Raw genomic sequence first — 20,992 nt, 5'->3', positions numbered from 1 at the left:
TCTCCTATAATTTTAAAAATTTAATTAGTTTTTCTTCTAATTCTTGTTTAGATAAAATATTAGTTAAAATAATCATTTTATCTTTATCAAAATCTAAAGCAGGAGCAACATCAGCTCCTACAACTACAAAATCAGCTTCATTTTTATTAAATGAAGAAATATTAGTATGCTCCACTGATTCATAGTTAACATTAAGTTTATCTAAAACCATTTTTACATTCATTTCTAAAAGTAATGATGATCCAAGACCAGAGCCACAAACACATTTAATTTTCATCTTTTTCCTTTACCAAAATCATAAACTCTTCTAATGTTTTAACATTAAAAGCTTGATTTTTAAAGTTTTCATCCATAAAATATTTTCCAAATTGTGTAATTAAATCAATATGTTGATTATTGTCAGGTGAACTAAGGGTGCAAACTATTTTAGCGCATTTATCTTTTTGATTATTAAAGCAAGTTTCATTTTTTAAAATCAATGTAGACATTGCAGCTTGTTTTGAATAACTACCAGCAGGAGCGTGCAAAAGAGCAAGCCCTTTTTCAAGAACATAATAAGCTCCATATTGTTTAGTTATTTCTAAAATTTTAGTCTCAAGCTCATAAGTTGCTTTATCATTTTCGACTAAAATTTTAACCCCTTCATTTATTACTTGTTTTCAATTTAAATCATCAGAAATAAATTTCATCATTTTATTATCAAATAATTTCATTTTTCTCCTAAATTAATGCCAAAATTAAAAAAATTACAAAAGTAGATGCTAGCAAAAGAATAAAAATAAAAAAAATAATTCATCCAGGAATTGTTGAATTAATTTGTTTTACCTTTTTTGGCAAAGGCAAAGATTTTATATAAAAAAAACTATTAGGATTTTTATTGATAAAGGCTTGCTTTTTTTCAAGCATATTTAATTTAGTTTTTAATTCATCAATTGATAAATTTTTAATTTCATTTTCTTCTACATCATAGAGTTCGATAATTTTATTTATTAATTTATTTTTTTCATTAATTTCCATTATTTTTTGTTTTAAAAATATTATTTGTTAAAAAAATTTTTTTAACTTTTTGAATATTAATTTTTTTTGTTTCGTTTTTTATTAATTCATTTTTAAGTTGAGAGATTTTAAAAATTTCAAACTCTGTTTGATTATCTATATTATCAATTAACATATTTTCGTCAATTAAAATAATAATTTTAAATTGTTTATCTTTAAATTTTCATTCAAGTCATTTTTTTTGATCATACAATCAAATAGGATTTCAATTTTCAATTTTTTTTATTTTTTTAGCATTCAAAAACAAACCATTTTTATTTATTAAAATTTTATCGTCTCTATTAAAACTAATTAAATTTGATAATGAATAAATGTAATTATTATTAATAATTAATTGATTAAAAATAGAATATTTTTTAACACTAAATTTATTTTTAACTAAAATATTAATTAAAATTTCATTATCTAATTTTTCAAAATCACTGATTAATCTTATTGTCTTTTTATCAAAAAAACCAAGATCATTTAAATTTTCGTTTTTATTTTTTTTAATATAAAAATCAAAAAGTCTTCAAAAAATTGTAATTATTAAAATAAGTCCTAAAACAACAGCAAAAATAATAACTGAAACATTAAGAATTGATCATTTCATCATTTCATCAGTTAGAAAATTTATCTATATTTTCAAATGCATAAATAATTGAACCTCCAATAGAAATATCAATTAAATATTTTTTGAATAAATAAGCATTTTCTTTTCTTAATCCGCCATCTGAATATATAGTTATATTTTTATTAATTTTTTTTATTTGAAAAACTTTATTTAATAATTTTGTATTTAAACTTTCGCCCGTTCCACCAATTTTATCAATTGTCATTAATAGAATAACTTTTGAATTTTTTATAATATTGTAATATTCTTCAACATTATTTTCCGATTTAATCATTACACCAAAAAAAATATTTGGATATTTTTTTAATATTTTTAAATATTTAATTTCACTTATTTGATCTAAAGGTATAAAAATTGTTTTAAATCCAATATCAATTAATTTTTTTAAATATTTAATGGGTTTTTTTACCATTAAATGAGCATCAAAATTTATTTTAGGATATTTATTTATTAAATATTTTGCAATATCAAAATTAAGTCCAAAATTATTAACATAATGGCCATCCATAAAATCAACATGGACGTTATTTATTTTGTTTTTCAATAATTTTTTAATGACTTTTTCAATTTGAAATAAATTAATAGCACAAATACTTTGAGAATACTTCATTTTACTTTTTTAACCCAAAAATAATTTTATTTTTAATAATTAGAATATAAAAAATATAGTTATTTATTTTCAAGTTTTAAATTAATTTTGTAAATTTTTTACATATTTTTTTTATTAAATTAACATTAAATTAAAATTTTTTATATGTATTTATTTATAGATAAATTAAAACATTTAACTGAAATTGAAATTGAAATTTTAAATTTTATAAACTCTTACGAAAAAGATGAATTTAACTTAACCATTAAAGAATTTGCAAATAAAATATTTGTTTCTGTCGCTACTATTTCGCGTTTTGCTAAAAAAATGGATTTTAAAAACTATAGACAGTTAGTTGTTTTTATAAACAAAAGAATTATTGAAGTTAAAAATCTAAATCTTGATAAAAAAACATTTTTAGAAGAAGAATTTTTATCCCTTTTAAAAGCACAAAAATTAGCAATAAAAAATTTTATAAATGAAAAAAACTTTAATGATATAAAAAAAGCAGGTTATGTTTTAAATAATGCAGAGAAAATTCTTTTATTTGGAATGGGTTCAAGCGCTATTAGTTTGAATGAATTTTCTTCAAATATGCAAAAAATTGGCAAAAATATTATTTTTGATCAAAATTTTCATATTTTATTACCATTATTAGGGACGTTAAATAATAATGATGCAATTATTTGTTTAACTAAAGATTTTAAAAACAAAGAAATATTATTTATTTTAAAAAAAGCAAAAGATTTAAATATAAAAATTATTTTAATAAGCCCTGAAATTAAAAAAAATTTTCATTTTTATGATATTAAAATATCTTATACAAAAATTTATGATAAAAATAGATTTTTCCCTTCATCATCAAAAGTAATAAGCTTAATAATTTTAGATTTTTTATTTAATTTTATTTTAAATTTAAAAAGCGAATATAAAGAAAATTTAAAAAAAAGCTTTCAAATTTTAAATGATTGAATTACATTTAAAAAATAAAAAAAAAAAAAAAACTAGATTTTAATACTTTAAAATCTAGTATAAACATAACTTTTCAAATTAAATTAGCTTTAATTTTTTCTTATTTCATTTATTAAATAGTATTGTGTTTAAAATTAAAAAAATACTTGAAGAAACCATTAAAAACATTGCTAAAGTTGGCACTATTACTCCAAATAAAGCTAATGGTATCATAACAAAATTAAACAAAAATGCTCAAGTAAAATTTAATTTTATTAATTTGGATGTTTTTTTAATGATAAAAAAACTTTTATTTATCAAGCTTAAATCATCTTCTAATAATGTAATATCTGAAATAGAATTTGTTAAATCATTACCACTTGAAAAACTAATAGATAAATCAGCTTTTTTCATAGCGAGTATATCATTTAAACCATCACCAACAAAAATTACATTATTTTTCTTTTTGAGTTCATCTATAATTTCTAATTTTTTTTCAGGTAAGAGTTCATAAAAATAATTATTTATTTTTAGTTGATTAGCAATATTTAGAACATTGTTTTTAGAATCCCCTGATAATATATAAATATTATATTTTTCATTTTTTAATTTTTCTATTAAATTTTTTGCATTCTTTTTTAAAACATTTTCTGATTTAAATGCAGCTATTATATTGTTATTTTCTAAAAAAAATAAATTATAGTTAGTTATATTTTCATTTAATTCTATATTTAATGATTTAACGGCTTTAAGCGAAATAAATTTATATTCTTTTCCTTGATATTCGCCAATAATTCCTTGTCCAATTTTTTCATAAAAATTATTTATTTTATATATTTCACTATCAATTAAATATTCATTTATAGTTTGTGAAATTGGATGATCAGAATTATAAACTAAACTTTTTAAAATATTTTTTTTAGTTATATCCATTCATAATTCTTTAGTAATTTTACTTTTTGCTTCGGTTAATGTTCCAGTTTTATCAAAAACAATAGTTTTAGAATTAATGATTTTTTCATAAACATTTGCATTTGAAAATAAAATGTTGTTTTGAGAAGATAAAATTGATGAAGAATATATTGCTATAGGAGCTGCTATTCCAAAAGCACAAGGACAAGCAACAACTAAAACAGCACAAGATACTCAAATTGCATCATGTAAAAAATTTTCTCTCGGTCCTGAATATAACTTATGAAAATTTTGAGGCTTAATAAAATAACCTAGATTTAATCAAATTATAAAAGCTAAAAAAGATATTAATAAAATAAAAGGAATAAAATATTTAATAATTTTTTCGCTTATAATAACGATTTTTGTTTTGTTATTTAACATACTTTGAAGTTTTTTAAAAATTTGACTAATATACGAATTTTTCATATCTTTTAAGGTTTTAGCTAAAAAGATTTCACCTTCATTTATACAACCAGAAAGGATTACATCATCTTTTTTAAAAATTTTGTTTTTGCTTTCACCGTTTATAGATGAAAAATTTAAAATTGCACTATCGCTAATTAAAACCGAATCAAATAAAACATTTTCACCTTTTTTAACTTTAATAATCTCATCTTTTTTTATTAAATTGGAATTAACAGTTTCTCATTTATCATTTCTTAAAACAGAAATATTTTTATTTTTTAATAAATTTAATATATTTTGAATACCTTCATTTGATTTAAATAATAACTTTTCTTCAATTAATTTACCAATATTATAAAAGAAAAATAATGTTATAGGTATTTCTCAAAACGATTTATCTAAATTTAAATTTTTATTTATTGAAAACAAAATTATTTGATTAAAAAATGAATAAAAAAAAGCAATATGAGATGAAAAAGAAATTAAAAGTTCCATTGTTAAAATTTTTTTAAAAACTAATTTGTACTGAATAAAACTTTTGATTTCTAAATAAAAAACAACAAAAAATGAAAAGATAATTAATATTAATGTTAATACATTTTTTGTTGTATTATTAATTTTTGAACCTACTAAAAAATGCAAAAACATTAAAACAAAAATAAAAATAAAAAATATTAATTGTGTAAAAATTTTTATTTTTCTTTTTTTAAAAAAATTATTCAATTTCATTAAGTTCATATCCATTTGAAGCAAATATTTTTTTTATTTTGTCTACATTATAATTTTCATTTTCAGTGAAAATTTCTATTTTTTTTTGAAAAAAATCTAATTCATAGCTTAAATCGGGATAATTTTTCATTATTTTTTCAATATTTATTTTGCAAGAAATGCATTTTATATTAATTTCGAAATAAAAATTTTTCATTTTCCTCCTTATTCAAATATTTTATAAAATAATTATAACATAATAAATTTATTATATAACATTTTTATTATATGATGTACTTTAATTTTTAAAATATATAGTAAATTGCTTATAATCAGAGAAATGAAAATGATCGTTATGCTTTCTACCTATAGATAATTTTATAAAAAAAACTTTTTTATTTTCTAAATAATGTAATTTAATAAATAAACAAAAAACTCTATTATTATTTATTTTATTTTTTAAATCAAAATAATTTTTTATTTCTATTTCTTTTTTGTCGATCATTTTTTCAAACACTAAACTAATTGAATTGCCAGTGTAATTTGATTTAATTTTTTCATATTTTTTAACAAATTCATCAAAATTAGCCTCAAGAATTTTAATTTTTACATTAGATAAATTAAAAGATGTTTTATATTGCTCTTTAATATCAATATAATGATCTTCTTTTTCTGAAAAATTAATTTTATCTTTTAATTTTTGATCAATTTCATAGTCACGATCAATTGTTTCATCATTATTATAATCGACTACAATTTCATCACTTTTATTCATTGTTGCTTTGTCACAACTTGTTATTAAAAGTGTAAAAAATAAAATAAATAAACTTAATATATATTTTATAGCTTTCGTTTTTTTCATTTTTTAATTCCTTTTGAAAAGTTATTTAAATTTTATTATATAGTTAATATAGATATATTTTTAAAATATGTTAAAATTATTATATTATGAATAAACAAAATATTCAAAAAATTTTAAAAATATTATCTTCTAAAATAAAATTAAATATAATAGTGCATTTATTTTTCTGTGATTGCAATAAATGTAATGTTAATTATTTAACGCAATTTTTCAAAATTTCCCAACCAAATATTTCAGCGAATTTAATTTATTTAAAAAATCATGGGATTATTCAAAATAAAATAGAAAAAAAAGAAAGATTTTACTTTTTATCAGAAACTTTTAAAAAAAAATATGGTAACTTAATTAGATTAATTGTTGAAGAAAATACTAAATATTTTGAAAAAATTTTATGTGAATGTAAAATTTAGTCAAAAAAAATATTTTTTTTGCTATAATTAAAAAGTAATTTGGCAGATGTGGCGAAATGGCTAACGCATCGGGTTGTGGTTCCGACATTCGCGGGTTCAATCCCCGTCATCTGCCCCATTTTTTAAAACATGTTTTCAACCTGTTTTAAAAAATGGTTTTTTTTATTTTTTTTTAATTAAAAAAATATTATAATTTCAAATAAATTAATTAAATGAAAGGTTTTAAAATATGAAAAAAATTGCTATTAATGGTTTCGGAAGAATTGGTAGACTTGTTTTTAGAACAATTTGACAATCCAAAAAAGATAAATTAGAAATAGTGGCTATAAATGATTTAACTGATGCTAAAACATTAGCTCATTTATTAAAATATGATTCAGCTCATGGAATTTTTAAAGCTGATATTAAAGAAGAAAATGGTTCATTAGTTGTAGATGGTAAAAAAATTCAAATTTTAGCAGAAAGAGATCCAGAACAACTTCCTTGAAAATCATTAGGAATTGATGTTGTTGTTGAATCAACAGGTTTCTTTACTTCTAAAGAAGGATCAGAAAAACATATCAAAGCAGGAGCTAAAAAAGTTCTTATTTCAGCTCCAGCATCAGGAGATTTAAAAACTGTTGTTTATAATGTAAATCATAATGTTTTAACTAAAAATGATGTTATAGCATCCGCTGCATCATGTACAACAAATGCACTTGCTCCTGTTGTTAACGTTTTAGATAAAGAATTTGGATTAACTCGTGGTTATATGACAACTGTTCATGCATATACTTCCGATCAAAGATTACAAGATGCACCACACAGTGACTTAAGAAGAGCTAGAGCAGCTGCAACAAATATAGTTCCTACTTCAACCGGAGCAGCTAAAGCTATAGGATTGGTTGTGCCAAATTTAACTGGAAAATTAGATGGAATTGCTTTAAGAGTACCAGTTATAACAGGTTCATTTGTAGATTTAGTGGTTGAATTAAAATCTTCCCCAACTGTTGCTGAAATTAATGAAGCTATGAAGAAAAATGCAAATGAATCATTTGCATATGTTGATGCACCTATTGTATCTTCTGATATAATTGGAGCTAGTGAGGGTTCATTATTCGATGCACAATTAACAAAAGTTATTTCAGTTGATAATAAAAATTTATACAAAATTTATACATGATATGATAATGAAACATCATATGTACATCAATTCGTTAGAATATTAGTATATTTTGCTAATTTATAGTTTTTAATCAACGTTAATAAATTACAAATAACACATCAAAAATATGTGTTATTTTTTTATCAAATTATTTTAATTTATTTTTTAAAAAATGAATTAAAATAATAATTAATTAAATTAAACAACAAGAATTAAAAGAGGGTGTATATGGAAAAAACAAAAATTTATAAAGCTTTATACCGTACATATAGACCAAAAACATTTGATGAAATTCAAGGTCAAGAATTTATTGTAGAAACATTAAGAAATATAATTAAATTAAATAAAATATCACACGCTTATTTATTTACTGGACCAAGAGGAACGGGGAAAACATCGATAGCAAGAATTTTTGCTACAAGTTTAAACTGTGATGAAAAAGATGAAAAACAAAATGCATGTGATAAATGTATTTCTAATATTGAACGTTCATTAGATATTATTGAAATGGATGCAGCTTCAAATAGTAGCGTGGATGATATAAGAGAATTAAAAGAAAAAATCCAAAATTCTCCTTCATCTTCAAAATATAAAATTTATATCATCGATGAAGTTCATATGTTATCTAAGTCAGCCTTTAATGCACTTTTAAAAACATTAGAAGAACCTCCATATCATTCTATTTTTATTTTAGCAACTACTGATTTACACAAAATTCCTTTAACAATTTTATCAAGAGTTCAAAAATTTAATTTTTCTAAATTATCAAATAAAATCATTTATAAAAGATTAATTGATATTTTAGAAAATGAAAAAATTAATTATGAACATAAAGCAATTGAAAAAATCTCTAAATTAGCTGATGGAGCATTAAGAGATGCTCTTTCTATGTTGGAACAAGTTATAATTTATACAAATTCATACATAACAATTGAATCTGTAGAGACTATTTTTGGACTAGCTTCAATTAATGATCTTATAGAAATTATTAATTTAATTGAAACAAATAATATTTTTAATTTATTAACTAAAGTAAAAAGATTAATTAATAATGGATGTGATATTTTGTTATTAGCGCATGATTTAATAGCAATTTTAAAAGATTTTTTAATATATAAAAAATTAAAAAATACTTCATTATTAGAGATTTTAAATAGTGAAGAAATAACACTAATTAATATAAATGATAAATTAGCTATAAGAATAATTGACGAATTAATTTTATTTATAAAAAATTCACTAACTATCAATAATTTATCTAACTCATTTGAATTAACATTTTTAAAAATAATTAGTAAAAATCATGAAAATGTTGAAATAAAAAACACAAATCAAAAAATAGAAACAAATGATGCTTATGAAAAGATAGTGAAAAGTCATGAAGAACATAAAAGAAATAATGAAATAAATAATAGAGAATTTTTTGATCATAATTTTAATAATAATCAACACAATAACACTGCTAATTATAGGGTTGATATAATTAATGAAAATAATAATGAAAATAATTTTTTAACTAAAAATAGTTTTTTAAACAATCCTTTACATGAATTGCATAAATTAAATGAAGATGCTAATGAATTAAATTTTATCAATAAAATTCAAAATGAATTTTTAAGTTCTGAATTTTTAAATAATAGTAACAATAATCAAAATAATGATGATTTAAATACTAATACTTTTACAACACAAAATAATAATCTAATACAAAATAATGAAAACATTAAAACTGAAAAAAATGTTAAAAAAAATAACTTAATTACAAATTATTCATTAATAGAAGATAACGAAAATGAAAATAATGATTTACTTGAAAATTCTTTTAATAATAATGTAAATGCAAATAACAAAAGTTTTAATAATGAAAATCATTTTTTAATAAATGATGTTATTAGTGATAAAACATTAGAAGAAAAAATAAATGATAATTTATCTAATGATAAAATGTTTTCAAGTAATTATCAAGAACTTACTGAAGAATTTGATGTAAGTGAGATAAAAGATAAAAATAATGATTTTTTTAATGAAGAAAATAAAATTGAGAATTTAAATTTAAAAATTACTGGTGATACAATAATTGAAAATTTACCTAATTTAACAAGTGATTTTTCATTAATAAATGATGATATTTATTCTTTAGATGAAATAATTAATTTATTTGGTTTAAATTCACAAAATTCAAAATTAAAAAGAATTAAAGATAAAAGAAAGATTGAATTTCAAAATATTGAAATTCATCAAGATAATTCTAAATTTTCTAATTATATTGAATGATTTAATGATTGTAAATTTATAACAGCAAGTGATGATTTTATTTTAATTAGTGCAAATCCTGAAAATAATTTTTCACTTTTTAAAATTAATAATAGTAAAAATGATGTAGAATTTAAAGAATTGCTTCAAAATGTATTCGGTCAAGAAATATATGTTTTCGCAATAACAAAAAAACTATTTAAATTCGCAATGGAAAAATGAGAAAGACTTAAACAAACTAAATCATTACCAGAGCATTTTGAACCATTAAAAAAAATAAACGAAAAATCACTTGAAGAATTACAAATTGAAAAAGTAAAAACACTATTTGGTGATAAATTTAAATTATAAGAAAGCGAGAATAAAAATGAATATACAAGAATTAATGAAACAAGCTAAAAAAATGCAAAAAGATTTAGCTAAAAAACAAGATGAATTAAAAGAAAAAGAATTTTCTTTTTCAAAACAAGGAATTGAACTAGTGCTTTATGGAGATAGACAAATTAAATCTTTAAACATTAACCCTGCATTAATTGATCCAGAAGATAAAGAGACATTAGAAGATCTCATTATTATTACTTTAAACGAAGCTTTAAAAGAGTTGGATGAAAAACATGATGAATTATTACCTAAAGGGGTATAAAAATTGTTTGGCAACGAATATGAAGAATTGATTTTAAATTTAAAAAAAATTCCCGGTTTAAGTAAAAAGCAATCAGAAAAAATTGCTTTTTATATTTTAAATTTAGATTACAAAGAACTCGATTCTTTAATTAATTCTATGAAAAATTTAAATCAAAATTTGAATAAATGTTCAAGTTGTAATTTTATAACTAAAAATGTTAAATGTGACATTTGTCTTGATTTAAATCGTTCTAGAAAAATTCTTTTAGTTGAAAGTGATAATGATGTTATCAAAATGGAAAAAGATAAAATATTTGATGGTAAATATTTTGTTTTTAATTTAGAAGATAAAAAACAAGTTGAAAAAGATATGTTTTTATTACTTGAACAAACTAAAAATAATCAAGAGATAATTATCTCTTTTTCACCAACACTTCAAGGAATTACATATGCTAATTATATTGGTGCTTTTCTACTTGAAAATAATAATAAAATTAAAATTTCTAGAATTGCATTTGGTATTCCTGTTGGTTCGAAAATTGATTACATGGATAGCTTTTCCATAAAAGAATCAATTGAAAATCGTAAAGAAATTAAATAAAAAAAATAAATTAATTAAGGGGTTTAAATGTTCATTTCTTTTGAAGGGTTAGATGGTTGTGGCAAGAGCACAATTATTGATAAATTAAAAACTTTTCTTCCAAGTTATTTTCCAAAAAAAGAATTTATTTTTACAAGAGAACCTGGTGGGGAAAATTTAAAAGAAGCTGAAAAGATTAGAGAAATATTATTAGATAAAAATAATAATATTGATTTTTTTTCTGAAGCTATTTTGTTTTCAGCTGCAAGAAGAATGCATATTGAAAAAGTAATTTGACCAGCTTTAAAAAACAATAAAATTGTTATATGTGATAGATTTGTTCACTCTTCAATTGCATATCAAGGCGCTGGGAATAATATAGGCGTTGAAAAAATCAAAAAATTAAACGATTTGGTAATTGAAAAAACTTATCCTGATTTTACTTTTTTGCTAAAAATACCAGCTGATTTATCAAAAAAAAGAATTAGTCAGCAAAGAAATGAAATGGATAGAATAGAAAAAAACAATTTAGATTTTTTTACTAGAGTTTCAGATTGTTATGATCAATTAGCTGATGAAAATAAAGAAAAATTTATCGTTGTTGATGGTGATGATACAATTGAAAATGTTTTTGAAAAAGTAAAAGAATATTTTATTAAAATAATAGAAAAATAATCATGAAAGAAAATTCAATTTCAAAAAAAATCATTTATAACGCTTTTAAATCTAATCATTTTTTTCATTCTTGAATTTTATATTCTGAAAACGAAAATTCTATAAATGAAAATTTGCTTTTTTTAATTTCGCAAATTACAAATAAAAATATAAATAAAATTGCAAATATCCAAAATTATAGTTATGTTTTAGACGCTTTAAATGAAAATATAAATAAAAATGTTTTTGATAATATTATTCATAATTTTTCTTTAAAAAATCAGAAAAATGAATTTAAAATTTTAGTTATTAAAAATATTGAAAGTTTGCATATATCAGTTTTAAACTCGCTTTTAAAATTTATCGAAGAACCTTATAATGATGTTTTTATAATAATGACTTCAAAAAATAGTAAAAAAATTTTAAAAACTATTTTATCTAGAAGTTTTGTTATTAACTGTAGATCAGAATTAAAAGATCAAGAATTTAATGAATTTATTAATAATAATGATTTAATTATTGAAAAGAAAATATATTTATATTTATTTGAAAATAAAACCGAAATTGAAGCATATAATATTGAAAAAATTAATCTATTAATTAATAGATTTTTAAATTTTATTAAAAGTGAAAAATTAATAAATTTTTTAATTTATTTAACTGAAAATTTTGAGCAAAAATCAGAAAAAATTATTTTTAGCTTATTAAAATTATTTTTAAATCTAAAACTTAATAATAATATTAATAATGATTTAATTTTAGATTTAAAAACTTTGAAAAAAATTAATAATCACAACTATTTAAATCAAAAAAAAATAACTAAAATTTTAATTTTAATTGAAGAATTTGAAAAAAATTTAAACTATAATTTAAATTTTTCAATTAAAAAAACTTATTTTATTGCAAAAATAAATGAAATTTTAAATCAAAATGAAAATGAATAAATTATATATAATCGGAACACCTATAGGTAATTTAAAAGATATAACTATTAGAGCACTTGAGACATTAAATGAAATAAACATAATATTATGTGAAGATACAAGAAATAGTTTAAAGCTTTTAAATCACTATAACATAAAAAATAAAAAACTTATAAGCTATCATAAATTTAATGAAAAAAAAATTTCGAGTTTTATTTTAGAATTATTTAAAAAAGAAAAAAAAATAGCACTTATTTCAGATGCAGGAATGCCAAAAATTTCTGATCCTGGTAATATTTTAATAAAAAAATGTCATGAGTTAAATATTAATGTTGAAATAATTCCAGGACCTACTGCATTTTCTAGTTCATATATTTTATCTCCCTTTGAAGGAAATTTTACTTTTTTAGGCTTTTTAAAAGATAAAAGTAATCAAAGACAAAAAGAATTAAAGAATTTAAATGAGGGTATTTATATTGCATATGTATCACCATATAAATTAAAAAAAACTTTAGAAGATTTAAAATTAATATTTGAAAATAATATAGAAGTTTTTTTAACTAAAGAAATGACAAAATTATATGAAAAATATTATTTTGGTACACCTGAAAAAATATTAGAACAATTACCTGAAATAATTAAAGGTGAATATACAATTACTTTTGAAATAAAATCATTAAAAATTAAAAAAATAAAAGAAAATAAATATAAGCATCTAGTTAAAGCAAAATAAATTTTTTTATTTTGCAGTTTTTATTATAATATTTATTAAAAAAAGTGGTGATATGCATTTATGGACAAAAGAATATTAAAAGTTTTATATAGTCAAGAACAAATTGAAAATAAAATCAAAGAATTAGCCAATTGAGTTGATGAAACATATAAAAATTCAAAAAATTTAGTTTTAATTGGTTTATTAAAAGGGAGTATTCCTTTTTTAGCTCAATTAATTAAAAATATTAAAGTTGATCATATTATTGATTTTATGACGTTATCATCATATGAAGGTGGAATTGATTCTACAGGTTCTGTTAAAATTATAATGGATTTAGCATATGATATCAAAGGTAAAGATGTTTTAATTATTGAAGATATAATCGACTCGGGAATTACAATTGAAAAAGTTTATGAATTATTAAAATACAAAAAACCTAATTCATTAAAAGTTTTAACTCTTTTAGATAAACCAGCTGGAAGAAAAAATAAATTCCAAGCAGATAAATCAGGATTTGTTTGTCCAAATGAATTTTTAGTAGGTTTTGGATTAGATGTAAAAGAAAAAATGAGAAATCTTCCTTATATTGGAATTTTTGATAAAAAATATTTAGATAAAATTTAAAATTTCATTTTCAAAAAAAATAATATTCAAATTTAAATAAGCAATGTTTAACTAAAAAGTAAATATTGTTTATTTTTTTTTAAAAAAATCTTATATTTTTTAGCATTTATTTTGTAAAAAAAAAAAAAAAAAGTAAAATAATTTTATGTCCAAAAAAATCACTAAAAAAAATGCTATTATTTTAAGTTTAATATCTGTATCTGCACTGACAACTGTTGGTATCGTTACTCCAATAGTTGTGTTAAAAAATAAACAAACAAATGATATGTTTGATAATACGATACCAGAGCCGCAAAATCCAATTGATGATACCAAAAAAGAACCACAAAAACCAATTGATGATACTAAAAAAGATGAAGATGTTTTAAATCCGACAAATTCAACTGATCCAATTGATGAAGTTGATCAAGGACAAAAAACGCCTCCTATTGAAACAAATCCTAACAAAACTAATGGAAATAATGAACAATCAAATGACAATAAAGATTCTAATGAAAAATTATTAGATTTTGAACCTACATTTACATTTAAAGAAAAATTACATAATATTAATAATGTAGAATCAGGTTTGGTATTTTTATCTAACATAGAAAAATTAAATAATAGAAAATTAACTCTTAAAGTTAAAAATGAAAAAAATAATGAATTAAATAATTTAGATGGAATTTATGATCAAAGTACTAAAAATGTCCAATTTAACTTTTCAAAGGATAAAATTTTAAAAAATGTTAATTATAAAGTTCTTTCAATTTTTTATGGGTCTTATGAAAACGATTTAAAAGATAAAAATATTAATTTTTTTGTAGAAGATATTTTTGTTAATAACAATAATGGAATTGTAAAAACAAAACCTTCAGTTCCAGCACATTTTGAAAATACAAGATCTGTGCAACACTGAAAATATTTTAACACAGAAATAACTGGTTATTATTTAAAATCAGGAATTGAAAATAAATTGACATTAGATGTTAAGGGTGAAAATATAAATAATAATTTAATTTTAGCATTCAGTCCAGTTTATAAAATTAAAGAGAATAAATATAATCAATATTTATTAAGAAGACATTCGCTTGAAAATGGAATCAACACATTTAATTTAGATTTAAAAGATGATCCTTATCCATTTATGATTTATATCATTAATGAAACAGGAAATAATGTAGAAATTAATTTTGAAACTGATGGATGAGAACAATATCTCGGGAAACACACTCATTTTACATATCATTATAATGATGAAGATTACAAAGAAAAATTTTGAGAATACTTGCAAGATTTAAAAGATTATAATAACAATATTAGCGAGAAAAAATTAGCTAATATGACTATTTTAGAATTTAATTTTAAAGATCAAGGGGCTTTCCAAATATCACTTGCTGCATCTATTGCTTATAATACTTATTTTAAATATTTAAAATTAGATAATAAAGAAAAAGCATATGAATTTATTGAAACATATGCAAGTAAATTACATGAATGATTAAGGTTTTTAAGATTTTTTGATGGTTATGAAACAATTGATCCTAATGATAATGCTAATGGAATTGTAAGAACTAAAGTACATTTAACATCTGGAGAAGATTTTTCAAAAACATTCGGAACTGATTTTTTTGCTTGAGAAAGAATTATCAACCTTAGAAGTGAAGATGGAGTAGGTGGTAAAATTTTTAAATTTATTGCTGGAGATTATGATTCATTATATTCTTGACCAACAGTTCATGAATTTGCTCATACAGTTGATAACGATCTTATTACTATACCTGAAATATCAAATAATATTTTTTCTATTGAAGGAAGAAAAGAGCTATTTATTAGAGAAATATTAAGTGATAAAGCTACTATTAAACCCAAAAATCATGATACTGATAATAATGCAATTTATAAATATTATAATGAAAAGTTTCATCCGAGGGTTGGAAGAAACGCAAAAGAATTTGATAATCAACTTTCTGAAAATATAAATGTAAAATTTTTATCAAGAAATAGAGATAAAACTAAAATTGATTTTTTCGATAATCCTAGTAATGGTTCTTCAAGATATTACACTTGATGATTAGTTATGAATTATTTTAAATATCATGATTATTCAAATTATGATTTCACCAAATATAATTTTTATAATAAAGATTTTGCCAAATCAGTAAATAAATTTGGGCTTTATGGTGCAATTACAAGAACTATTAGAGAGAAAAATTATGATACTACATTTTTATCTCAAATAAAACCAATAGATCCAAAACATCAACAAGAAGAAAAGGGAGAAACAGACCCTGCATTCCATGATCATTCTATGGATCATGATGATGAAGATGAAGATAAACATAATGATGTAAAACATAAAAAACCTTTAGTAGTTGATAAGCATATTAAAATTGGTCAAGAACTTAAAATTTTATATTTTTTAACTTTAGTAAGTGGTTATAATTTTGTTGAAATTTTAGAACGTTTTGGCAATAAAAATGCGCCACAAAATTTAAAAGATTTTGCCTCTAAATACCCAAAATTAGATAAACCAATAGAATTCTACACAGTAATGGCTGATTTATTGAGGGCTAAAAAAATTCCTTTATATGATGAAGCAACTAAACCTGAAGTAAAGTTTGAAGAATTTGAAGATCCTACTGTAGTCGCAGAATTTTTCACTGATAGAATTGATGTAACTATTGATTTAAAAGATAAAAACGAATCAACAATTGCATATTTAATTTATCTAAATGATGAATTAATTCGTTATAGTAGAAAACCTAAAATCAAAATCCCTGGAGCTCCATCTGGAAAATACTATGTTGTTACTTATGATTATAAATTAAATAAAAGTTTAAAATCTGAAGAATTTAATTTTGTAGCTAAACATAATTATGATGATGATGATGAAGATGAAGAAACTCAAGCTTAAAGACTTGAACAAAAGCAATAAATAAAAAACCGAATTTTAAAAGAAAAAATAAAATTCGGTTTTTTATTTTTGTTAATTTAAAAAATTATTTTTTTTCGTTCTTTTTTAAATTATCTCGAGATGAATTAGGTAAACTTTCACCAAAATCTAAAAAATTCGTTATATATTTAAAGCTATTTTTTGGGATGGCTAATTTATCAAAATTATTTTCATCTATTTTTAAATTTATTTTATCAAATTCTAAGTTTTTGATTTTTTTTACAAAATCAGGTTCTGCAATAAATACTGATGATAAACCAACTAAGTCACAATATTTTATTGCTTCCATTGCTTTTTCTAAATTATTTATCGAACCATTTATCATTAATAAAAATTGATTTTTAAATTCTTTTTTTATTGTTTCAGTTCATAATTTATTTTTATATTTAATCCCCGTTCTAACTTTAGATTTATATACATCTTTTCCTCAGGAAGCTAAAGCTAAATAATCAAAAGGTGTTTTATTATATAAACTTTTTAAAAATTCTATAAATTCATCAAAATCATAACCAATATCATGTGCTATTATTTCTTCAGGTGTTGCTCTGTAACCTAAAATAAAATCTTTTTTAGCTTTTTGATCAATTGTTTTTTTGATAGCTTCAAAAATTTCTAATGTAAATCTTGATCTATTTTCAAGATTTTGATTTCCATATTCATCATTTCTTTTATTTTCATTTTTGGAAAAAAAAGCTTGTGGTAATAATCTTTGAGCTGATGAAATTTCAATTCCATCAAAACCTGCTTCAATTGCAATAATTGTTGCTTTTTGATAGTCTAATATAGTTTTTTTAATTTCTTTTTTTGTTAGTTCATACACTTGATGCTCATAAGGAAAATTTAATTTTAAAGCGCTTGGACCTTTAGTGTAACCAAATTTATCTAAGGCGGCCATAGCAAATCTCCCTGAATGAATTAATTGCAAAATTGCTTTTGAACCTTGTGATTTCATAGCGCTTGCTAATTTTTTTAATGATTTAATTTGTTTTAAATTACTAACCGCTATTCCATTATGAAATAATTTACCTTGTTCATTAACATTAGCTCCAGTTGTTATTGATAAAGGGGCGCTATTTGCTCTTTTTAGTGCATAATTGATTTCTTCATCTGTTACAAAACCAGATTTAGTTGCAAGATTAAGTGTTATAGGTGATAAAACAAATCTATTTTCTAAAATATTATTTTTTAATTTTATTTTAGAAAATAATTTTTTATATTCAGTTTTTGTTTTCATTAATTTAAAATAAATTCAACAAATTTATTTATTTCAATTGGTTTTAAAAAGAAATTTTCAAAATTAATGATTTTTAATTTTTCAATAAGAACATCTTTTTTTATCTGGCAATTTAATAAAATATTTTCAATATCTTCAATTTTCTTATTAGCTGCTAAAAAGAAATCGCCGCTAATTTTTATTTGTTTTATTGTGCCATTTTCTATTTCTAGCGAAACGTTAATTGTACCTGTATCAAATCTTTTTTCACGATTATATGAATATCTAGGGCTTAAGCCATAAGTTCAATTTCAATTTTTATATTTTTCAGCAACTAATTCATCGATTTTTTTTCAATGCTTTTCTTCCAAGTAAAAATATTCCATTTTTTTATCGCCAATAATTTTTTTTAAAAATTGGTTTTTAAATTCATCAATAGTTAAATTATTAAATTTATTATCTAGATGATCTTTTATTTTATCTACCCTTTGTCTAATTGAATTGATTCCTTTAGATTCAACTTTCTTTGAATTAACTTTCAAAATTTCTTCCATCGCTTTATAATCAATATCATATAAAAGTGAAAAACCACCTCACATTAAATTATCTTTAATCATAAGTGCAGCTCCTGATATTTTCTTATCATTAATTGTTAAATCATTTTTTCCTTTTTGATAAACATTTTTAACACCTATTGAATTTAATGCTTTTATAGCAGGTTCATAAAATTTTTGATAATCAATATTATATTGTTCTTGGTTTTTTAATGGGATTATAAAACAAAAACAAGCTGAGTTACGATCTAGATAAATAGCTCCTCCACCAGTATCTCTTCTAACTACTTGAATTTTTTCGAAATATTTTTCATTTATTTCAACCTTTGGATTTTGGAAATAACCAATTTGAACATGAGGATCTGAAATATATGGAAAAACTAGTGTTTGATCTTTAAATCCTAAATTAAAATAATTTTCTAAAATTCATACTTGCATGGCCATATGATAAGCGCCATCGCCAATATATTTACCATTTCTAACAGGTTCTATTATTATCATATTTTTCCTTTTTATATACTTCAGCTAATGATTTAAGCAATATTTTTATATCATCATTAGCAAAATATGTTTGATTTAAAATTGCTTTATCAATTCTATATTGTTTTTGATTTAAAACTAAATACTTAGCCAAAGGATTTTCTTCAGTTCATCTTCAAAACTCTCACTTTATAAATTGTGGAGTTATATTACCACATCCTATTTCTAAAAATAAAATTTTTTTATTTTTATTTTGTTCTACAAAATCTAAATATCTTTTTTTAGCTATTTTATAATTTTCATCTTCCACTAATACATCACCTTTATTCCGTTTATAAACTTCTAAAGGATAGTTGCAAAATAAGCATTTGGGAATTAAATTTTCAGCAACTTTTAAATTTTTTTGTTCATTTACCATTTTATAAATTAATTCTCGATCTTCTCAAGAGTTGTTATTACATTTTTTGGAACATTGCATTAAATTATATTGCCCCTGAATATAAAAATATTTTTTTGAATCAAAATTAGATTTATGAAGAGAACTATCTGAATTTGTTGTAACAATAAAATAATTTTTATTTTCTAAAATTGTTTTTAAATTAAAAAAAGAATCAGAAACATTTTGCTCATAATAATTCATTTTAATGAAACGAGAATGGAATGCTCAATATGTTTGTCAATCTTCAAAATGATAAACTGAAGCTTGGAGCATATCTATAAATTTATATTTTTCAATAAAATCATTAAATTGTTCTTTAAATCTTTCACCATAGTAACTAATTCCATCTGCATTAGTCATTCCAGAACCAATACCTACAACAATTGCTTCTGCTTCATCGATTAATATTTTAATTTTTTCAATGTTTAAATCCATATTAATAATCTTCTAGTTGCTCAAACTCTTTTTTATCAACATCTTTAAGTTTTATAATTCAATTATCTTCAATTTTATATGAGTTAATAAGACTTGGGTTTTCAATTGCTTTTTTATTAATTTCAACTATATTTCCACTTATTGGTGATTTAAGATTTAAAATAGCTTTTGAAGCTTCGACTTTTAAAATGATTTCACCCTTTTTTATTTTATTTTTATTCTCATACTCTAAATATCCTGCTGTTCCTAAATCATCTTGCAATTCAGCAGACGGATAAATTACGTAAATATCATCTTTTTTTTCAATTATTAAAAAGTTATAAATCTTTTTCATTAATTCTCCTTTTTAGTTTTAAAATATTTTTTATATTCTCCATAACCTTTTTCTTCTAATTTATCATAAGGTATAAAATTGAGTGATGCTGAATTAATGCAATACCTCATTCCACCTTTGTCTTTAGGTCCATCATTAAAAACATGTCCAAGATGTGATAAAGCATCTTTAGATTTTATTTCTTTATAAATTAAGCCTTCAATTTTAGGGCTTTTTGGATCATCAAATTCTAATAGTACATCTTTAGTAATTGGTTTTGTAAATGAAGGTCAGCCACTTTTAGAATCGAATTTATCATCCGATAAAAATAAAGCCCTTCCATCAACTACATCTACATAAATCCCTTTTTCATAATGACTATTATATTTATTATTAAAAGGTGCTTCTGTATAAGATTCTTGAGTCACTTTGTACTGTAACTCAGTTAAATGATCTAAATTTTTTTTATTTTTTTTATTCATAAATTCCTTTTTTTAAAATTATTTTCTAATTTTAATTATATTAAAAAAAAATGTTATTTTTTTAATTTAAATATAT

At 21.0% G+C, this 20,992-nt stretch carries 24 protein-coding genes and 1 tRNA gene; 12 read left to right on the top strand and 13 right to left on the bottom strand.

Annotation, left to right across the window (positions count from 1 at the left end):
• Positions 1-4 precede the first annotated feature (4 nt).
• From T403_RS0101285 to T403_RS0101265, 5 genes are read right to left on the bottom strand one after another with little or no spacing between them, the layout of a single operon-like run.
• Entirely contained in the window at positions 5-277 is a 273-nt protein-coding gene (locus T403_RS0101285) for a PTS sugar transporter subunit IIB (protein ID WP_033161010.1), read from the bottom strand.
• A complete protein-coding gene (locus T403_RS0101280) occupies positions 267-713 on the bottom strand; it encodes a PTS sugar transporter subunit IIA (RefSeq protein WP_033161009.1) in 447 nt (148 codons plus the stop codon). Before T403_RS0101280 ends, T403_RS0101285 begins: the two co-directional genes overlap by 11 nt.
• 7 nt (positions 714-720) lie before the next feature.
• A complete protein-coding gene (locus T403_RS0101275) occupies positions 721-1,017 on the bottom strand; it encodes a hypothetical protein (RefSeq protein ID WP_033161008.1) in 297 nt (98 codons plus the stop codon).
• A complete protein-coding gene (locus T403_RS0101270) occupies positions 1,007-1,648 on the bottom strand; it encodes a hypothetical protein (RefSeq protein WP_033161007.1) in 642 nt (213 codons plus the stop codon). Before T403_RS0101270 ends, T403_RS0101275 begins: the two co-directional genes overlap by 11 nt.
• Positions 1,629-2,279, bottom strand: a complete 651-nt coding sequence (locus tag T403_RS0101265; protein ID WP_033161006.1) for a beta/alpha barrel domain-containing protein — start codon at positions 2,277-2,279, stop codon at positions 1,629-1,631. Before T403_RS0101265 ends, T403_RS0101270 begins: the two co-directional genes overlap by 20 nt.
• Positions 2,280-2,423: 144 nt before the next feature.
• Here T403_RS0101265 and T403_RS0101260 point away from each other — a divergent pair, with 144 nt between their 5' ends.
• Entirely contained in the window at positions 2,424-3,248 is an 825-nt protein-coding gene (locus tag T403_RS0101260) for a MurR/RpiR family transcriptional regulator (RefSeq protein WP_033161005.1), read from the top strand.
• Between the two features lie 60 nt (positions 3,249-3,308).
• On the opposite strand, the gene T403_RS0101255 is transcribed toward T403_RS0101260, so the two are convergent.
• The 3 genes from T403_RS0101255 to T403_RS0101245 form a co-directional block, all read right to left on the bottom strand.
• Positions 3,309-5,297, bottom strand: coding sequence for a heavy metal translocating P-type ATPase (locus T403_RS0101255; RefSeq protein WP_033161004.1), 1,989 nt, complete (start codon positions 5,295-5,297; stop codon positions 3,309-3,311).
• On the bottom strand, positions 5,284-5,493 hold the full coding sequence (locus T403_RS0101250; protein WP_033161003.1) for a hypothetical protein: 210 nt from the start codon (positions 5,491-5,493) through the stop codon (positions 5,284-5,286). Before T403_RS0101250 ends, T403_RS0101255 begins: the two co-directional genes overlap by 14 nt.
• A gap of 81 nt (positions 5,494-5,574) precedes the next feature.
• Entirely contained in the window at positions 5,575-6,138 is a 564-nt protein-coding gene (locus tag T403_RS0101245) for a hypothetical protein (RefSeq protein WP_033161002.1), read from the bottom strand.
• Between the two features lie 86 nt (positions 6,139-6,224).
• Here T403_RS0101245 and T403_RS0101240 point away from each other — a divergent pair, with 86 nt between their 5' ends.
• From T403_RS0101240 to T403_RS0101190, 11 genes are all read left to right on the top strand, one after another.
• Entirely contained in the window at positions 6,225-6,548 is a 324-nt protein-coding gene (locus T403_RS0101240) for a helix-turn-helix transcriptional regulator (protein ID WP_033161001.1), read from the top strand.
• A 42-nt stretch (positions 6,549-6,590) separates the two neighbouring features.
• A tRNA-His gene (locus T403_RS0101235) sits at positions 6,591-6,666 on the top strand.
• A gap of 111 nt (positions 6,667-6,777) precedes the next feature.
• Entirely contained in the window at positions 6,778-7,776 is a 999-nt protein-coding gene (gap, locus tag T403_RS0101230) for a type I glyceraldehyde-3-phosphate dehydrogenase (RefSeq protein WP_033161000.1), read from the top strand.
• Between the two features lie 144 nt (positions 7,777-7,920).
• Positions 7,921-10,296, top strand: coding sequence for a DNA polymerase III subunit gamma/tau (gene dnaX / locus T403_RS04215; protein ID WP_051619039.1), 2,376 nt, complete (start codon positions 7,921-7,923; stop codon positions 10,294-10,296).
• Between the two features lie 16 nt (positions 10,297-10,312).
• Positions 10,313-10,588 (top strand): YbaB/EbfC family nucleoid-associated protein, encoded by a 276-nt coding sequence (locus T403_RS0101220; RefSeq protein ID WP_033161050.1) that lies wholly within the window; start codon positions 10,313-10,315, stop codon positions 10,586-10,588.
• A 3-nt stretch (positions 10,589-10,591) separates the two neighbouring features.
• On the top strand, positions 10,592-11,170 hold the full coding sequence (locus T403_RS0101215) for a toprim domain-containing protein (protein WP_033160999.1): 579 nt from the start codon (positions 10,592-10,594) through the stop codon (positions 11,168-11,170).
• A gap of 27 nt (positions 11,171-11,197) precedes the next feature.
• Positions 11,198-11,824, top strand: coding sequence for a dTMP kinase (gene tmk / locus T403_RS0101210; protein ID WP_033160998.1), 627 nt, complete (start codon positions 11,198-11,200; stop codon positions 11,822-11,824).
• A 2-nt stretch (positions 11,825-11,826) separates the two neighbouring features.
• Positions 11,827-12,747 carry a hypothetical protein gene (locus T403_RS0101205; RefSeq protein ID WP_033160997.1) on the top strand — a complete coding sequence of 307 codons (921 nt, stop codon included), beginning with the start codon at positions 11,827-11,829 and terminating at the stop codon, positions 12,745-12,747.
• Complete coding sequence (rsmI, locus tag T403_RS0101200) at positions 12,740-13,459, top strand: 16S rRNA (cytidine(1402)-2'-O)-methyltransferase (RefSeq protein WP_033161049.1); 720 nt, start codon at positions 12,740-12,742, stop codon at positions 13,457-13,459. Before T403_RS0101205 ends, rsmI begins: the two co-directional genes overlap by 8 nt.
• 60 nt (positions 13,460-13,519) lie before the next feature.
• Positions 13,520-14,065: a hypoxanthine phosphoribosyltransferase gene (hpt, locus tag T403_RS0101195; RefSeq protein WP_033160996.1), complete on the top strand. Its 546-nt coding sequence runs from the start codon at positions 13,520-13,522 to the stop codon at positions 14,063-14,065.
• A gap of 145 nt (positions 14,066-14,210) precedes the next feature.
• A complete protein-coding gene (locus T403_RS0101190; RefSeq protein WP_033160995.1) occupies positions 14,211-16,961 on the top strand; it encodes a hypothetical protein in 2,751 nt (916 codons plus the stop codon).
• An 85-nt stretch (positions 16,962-17,046) separates the two neighbouring features.
• Here the strand turns inward: T403_RS0101190 and T403_RS0101185 are convergent, their stop codons facing one another.
• Genes T403_RS0101185 through msrB form a run of 5 tightly spaced genes read right to left on the bottom strand, consistent with a single transcriptional unit; the run spans position 17,047 to position 20,916 of the window.
• Complete coding sequence (locus T403_RS0101185; protein WP_033160994.1) at positions 17,047-18,234, bottom strand: oxidoreductase; 1,188 nt, start codon at positions 18,232-18,234, stop codon at positions 17,047-17,049.
• Positions 18,234-19,268 (bottom strand): lipoate--protein ligase, encoded by a 1,035-nt coding sequence (locus T403_RS0101180; RefSeq protein WP_033160993.1) that lies wholly within the window; start codon positions 19,266-19,268, stop codon positions 18,234-18,236. Before T403_RS0101180 ends, T403_RS0101185 begins: the two co-directional genes overlap by 1 nt.
• Positions 19,246-20,121, bottom strand: coding sequence for an SIR2 family NAD-dependent protein deacylase (locus T403_RS0101175; protein ID WP_033160992.1), 876 nt, complete (start codon positions 20,119-20,121; stop codon positions 19,246-19,248). The genes T403_RS0101180 and T403_RS0101175 overlap by 23 nt, the downstream gene beginning before the upstream one ends.
• Position 20,122: 1 nt before the next feature.
• Positions 20,123-20,455, bottom strand: a complete 333-nt coding sequence (locus T403_RS0101170) for a glycine cleavage system H family protein (RefSeq protein WP_033160991.1) — start codon at positions 20,453-20,455, stop codon at positions 20,123-20,125.
• Entirely contained in the window at positions 20,455-20,916 is a 462-nt protein-coding gene (msrB, locus tag T403_RS0101165; protein WP_033160990.1) for a peptide-methionine (R)-S-oxide reductase MsrB, read from the bottom strand. Before msrB ends, T403_RS0101170 begins: the two co-directional genes overlap by 1 nt.
• Between the last annotated feature and the right edge of the window lie 76 nt (positions 20,917-20,992).

It is taken from the genome of Mycoplasma collis ATCC 35278, assembly GCF_000701825.1.
In the GTDB taxonomy this organism is placed as follows: Bacteria; Bacillota_I; Bacilli_A; order Mycoplasmatales; family Metamycoplasmataceae; genus Mesomycoplasma_A; species Mesomycoplasma_A collis.
Note: the sequence above shows the minus strand (reverse complement) of the source record. Positions and strands in the feature narration are given on the sequence as shown.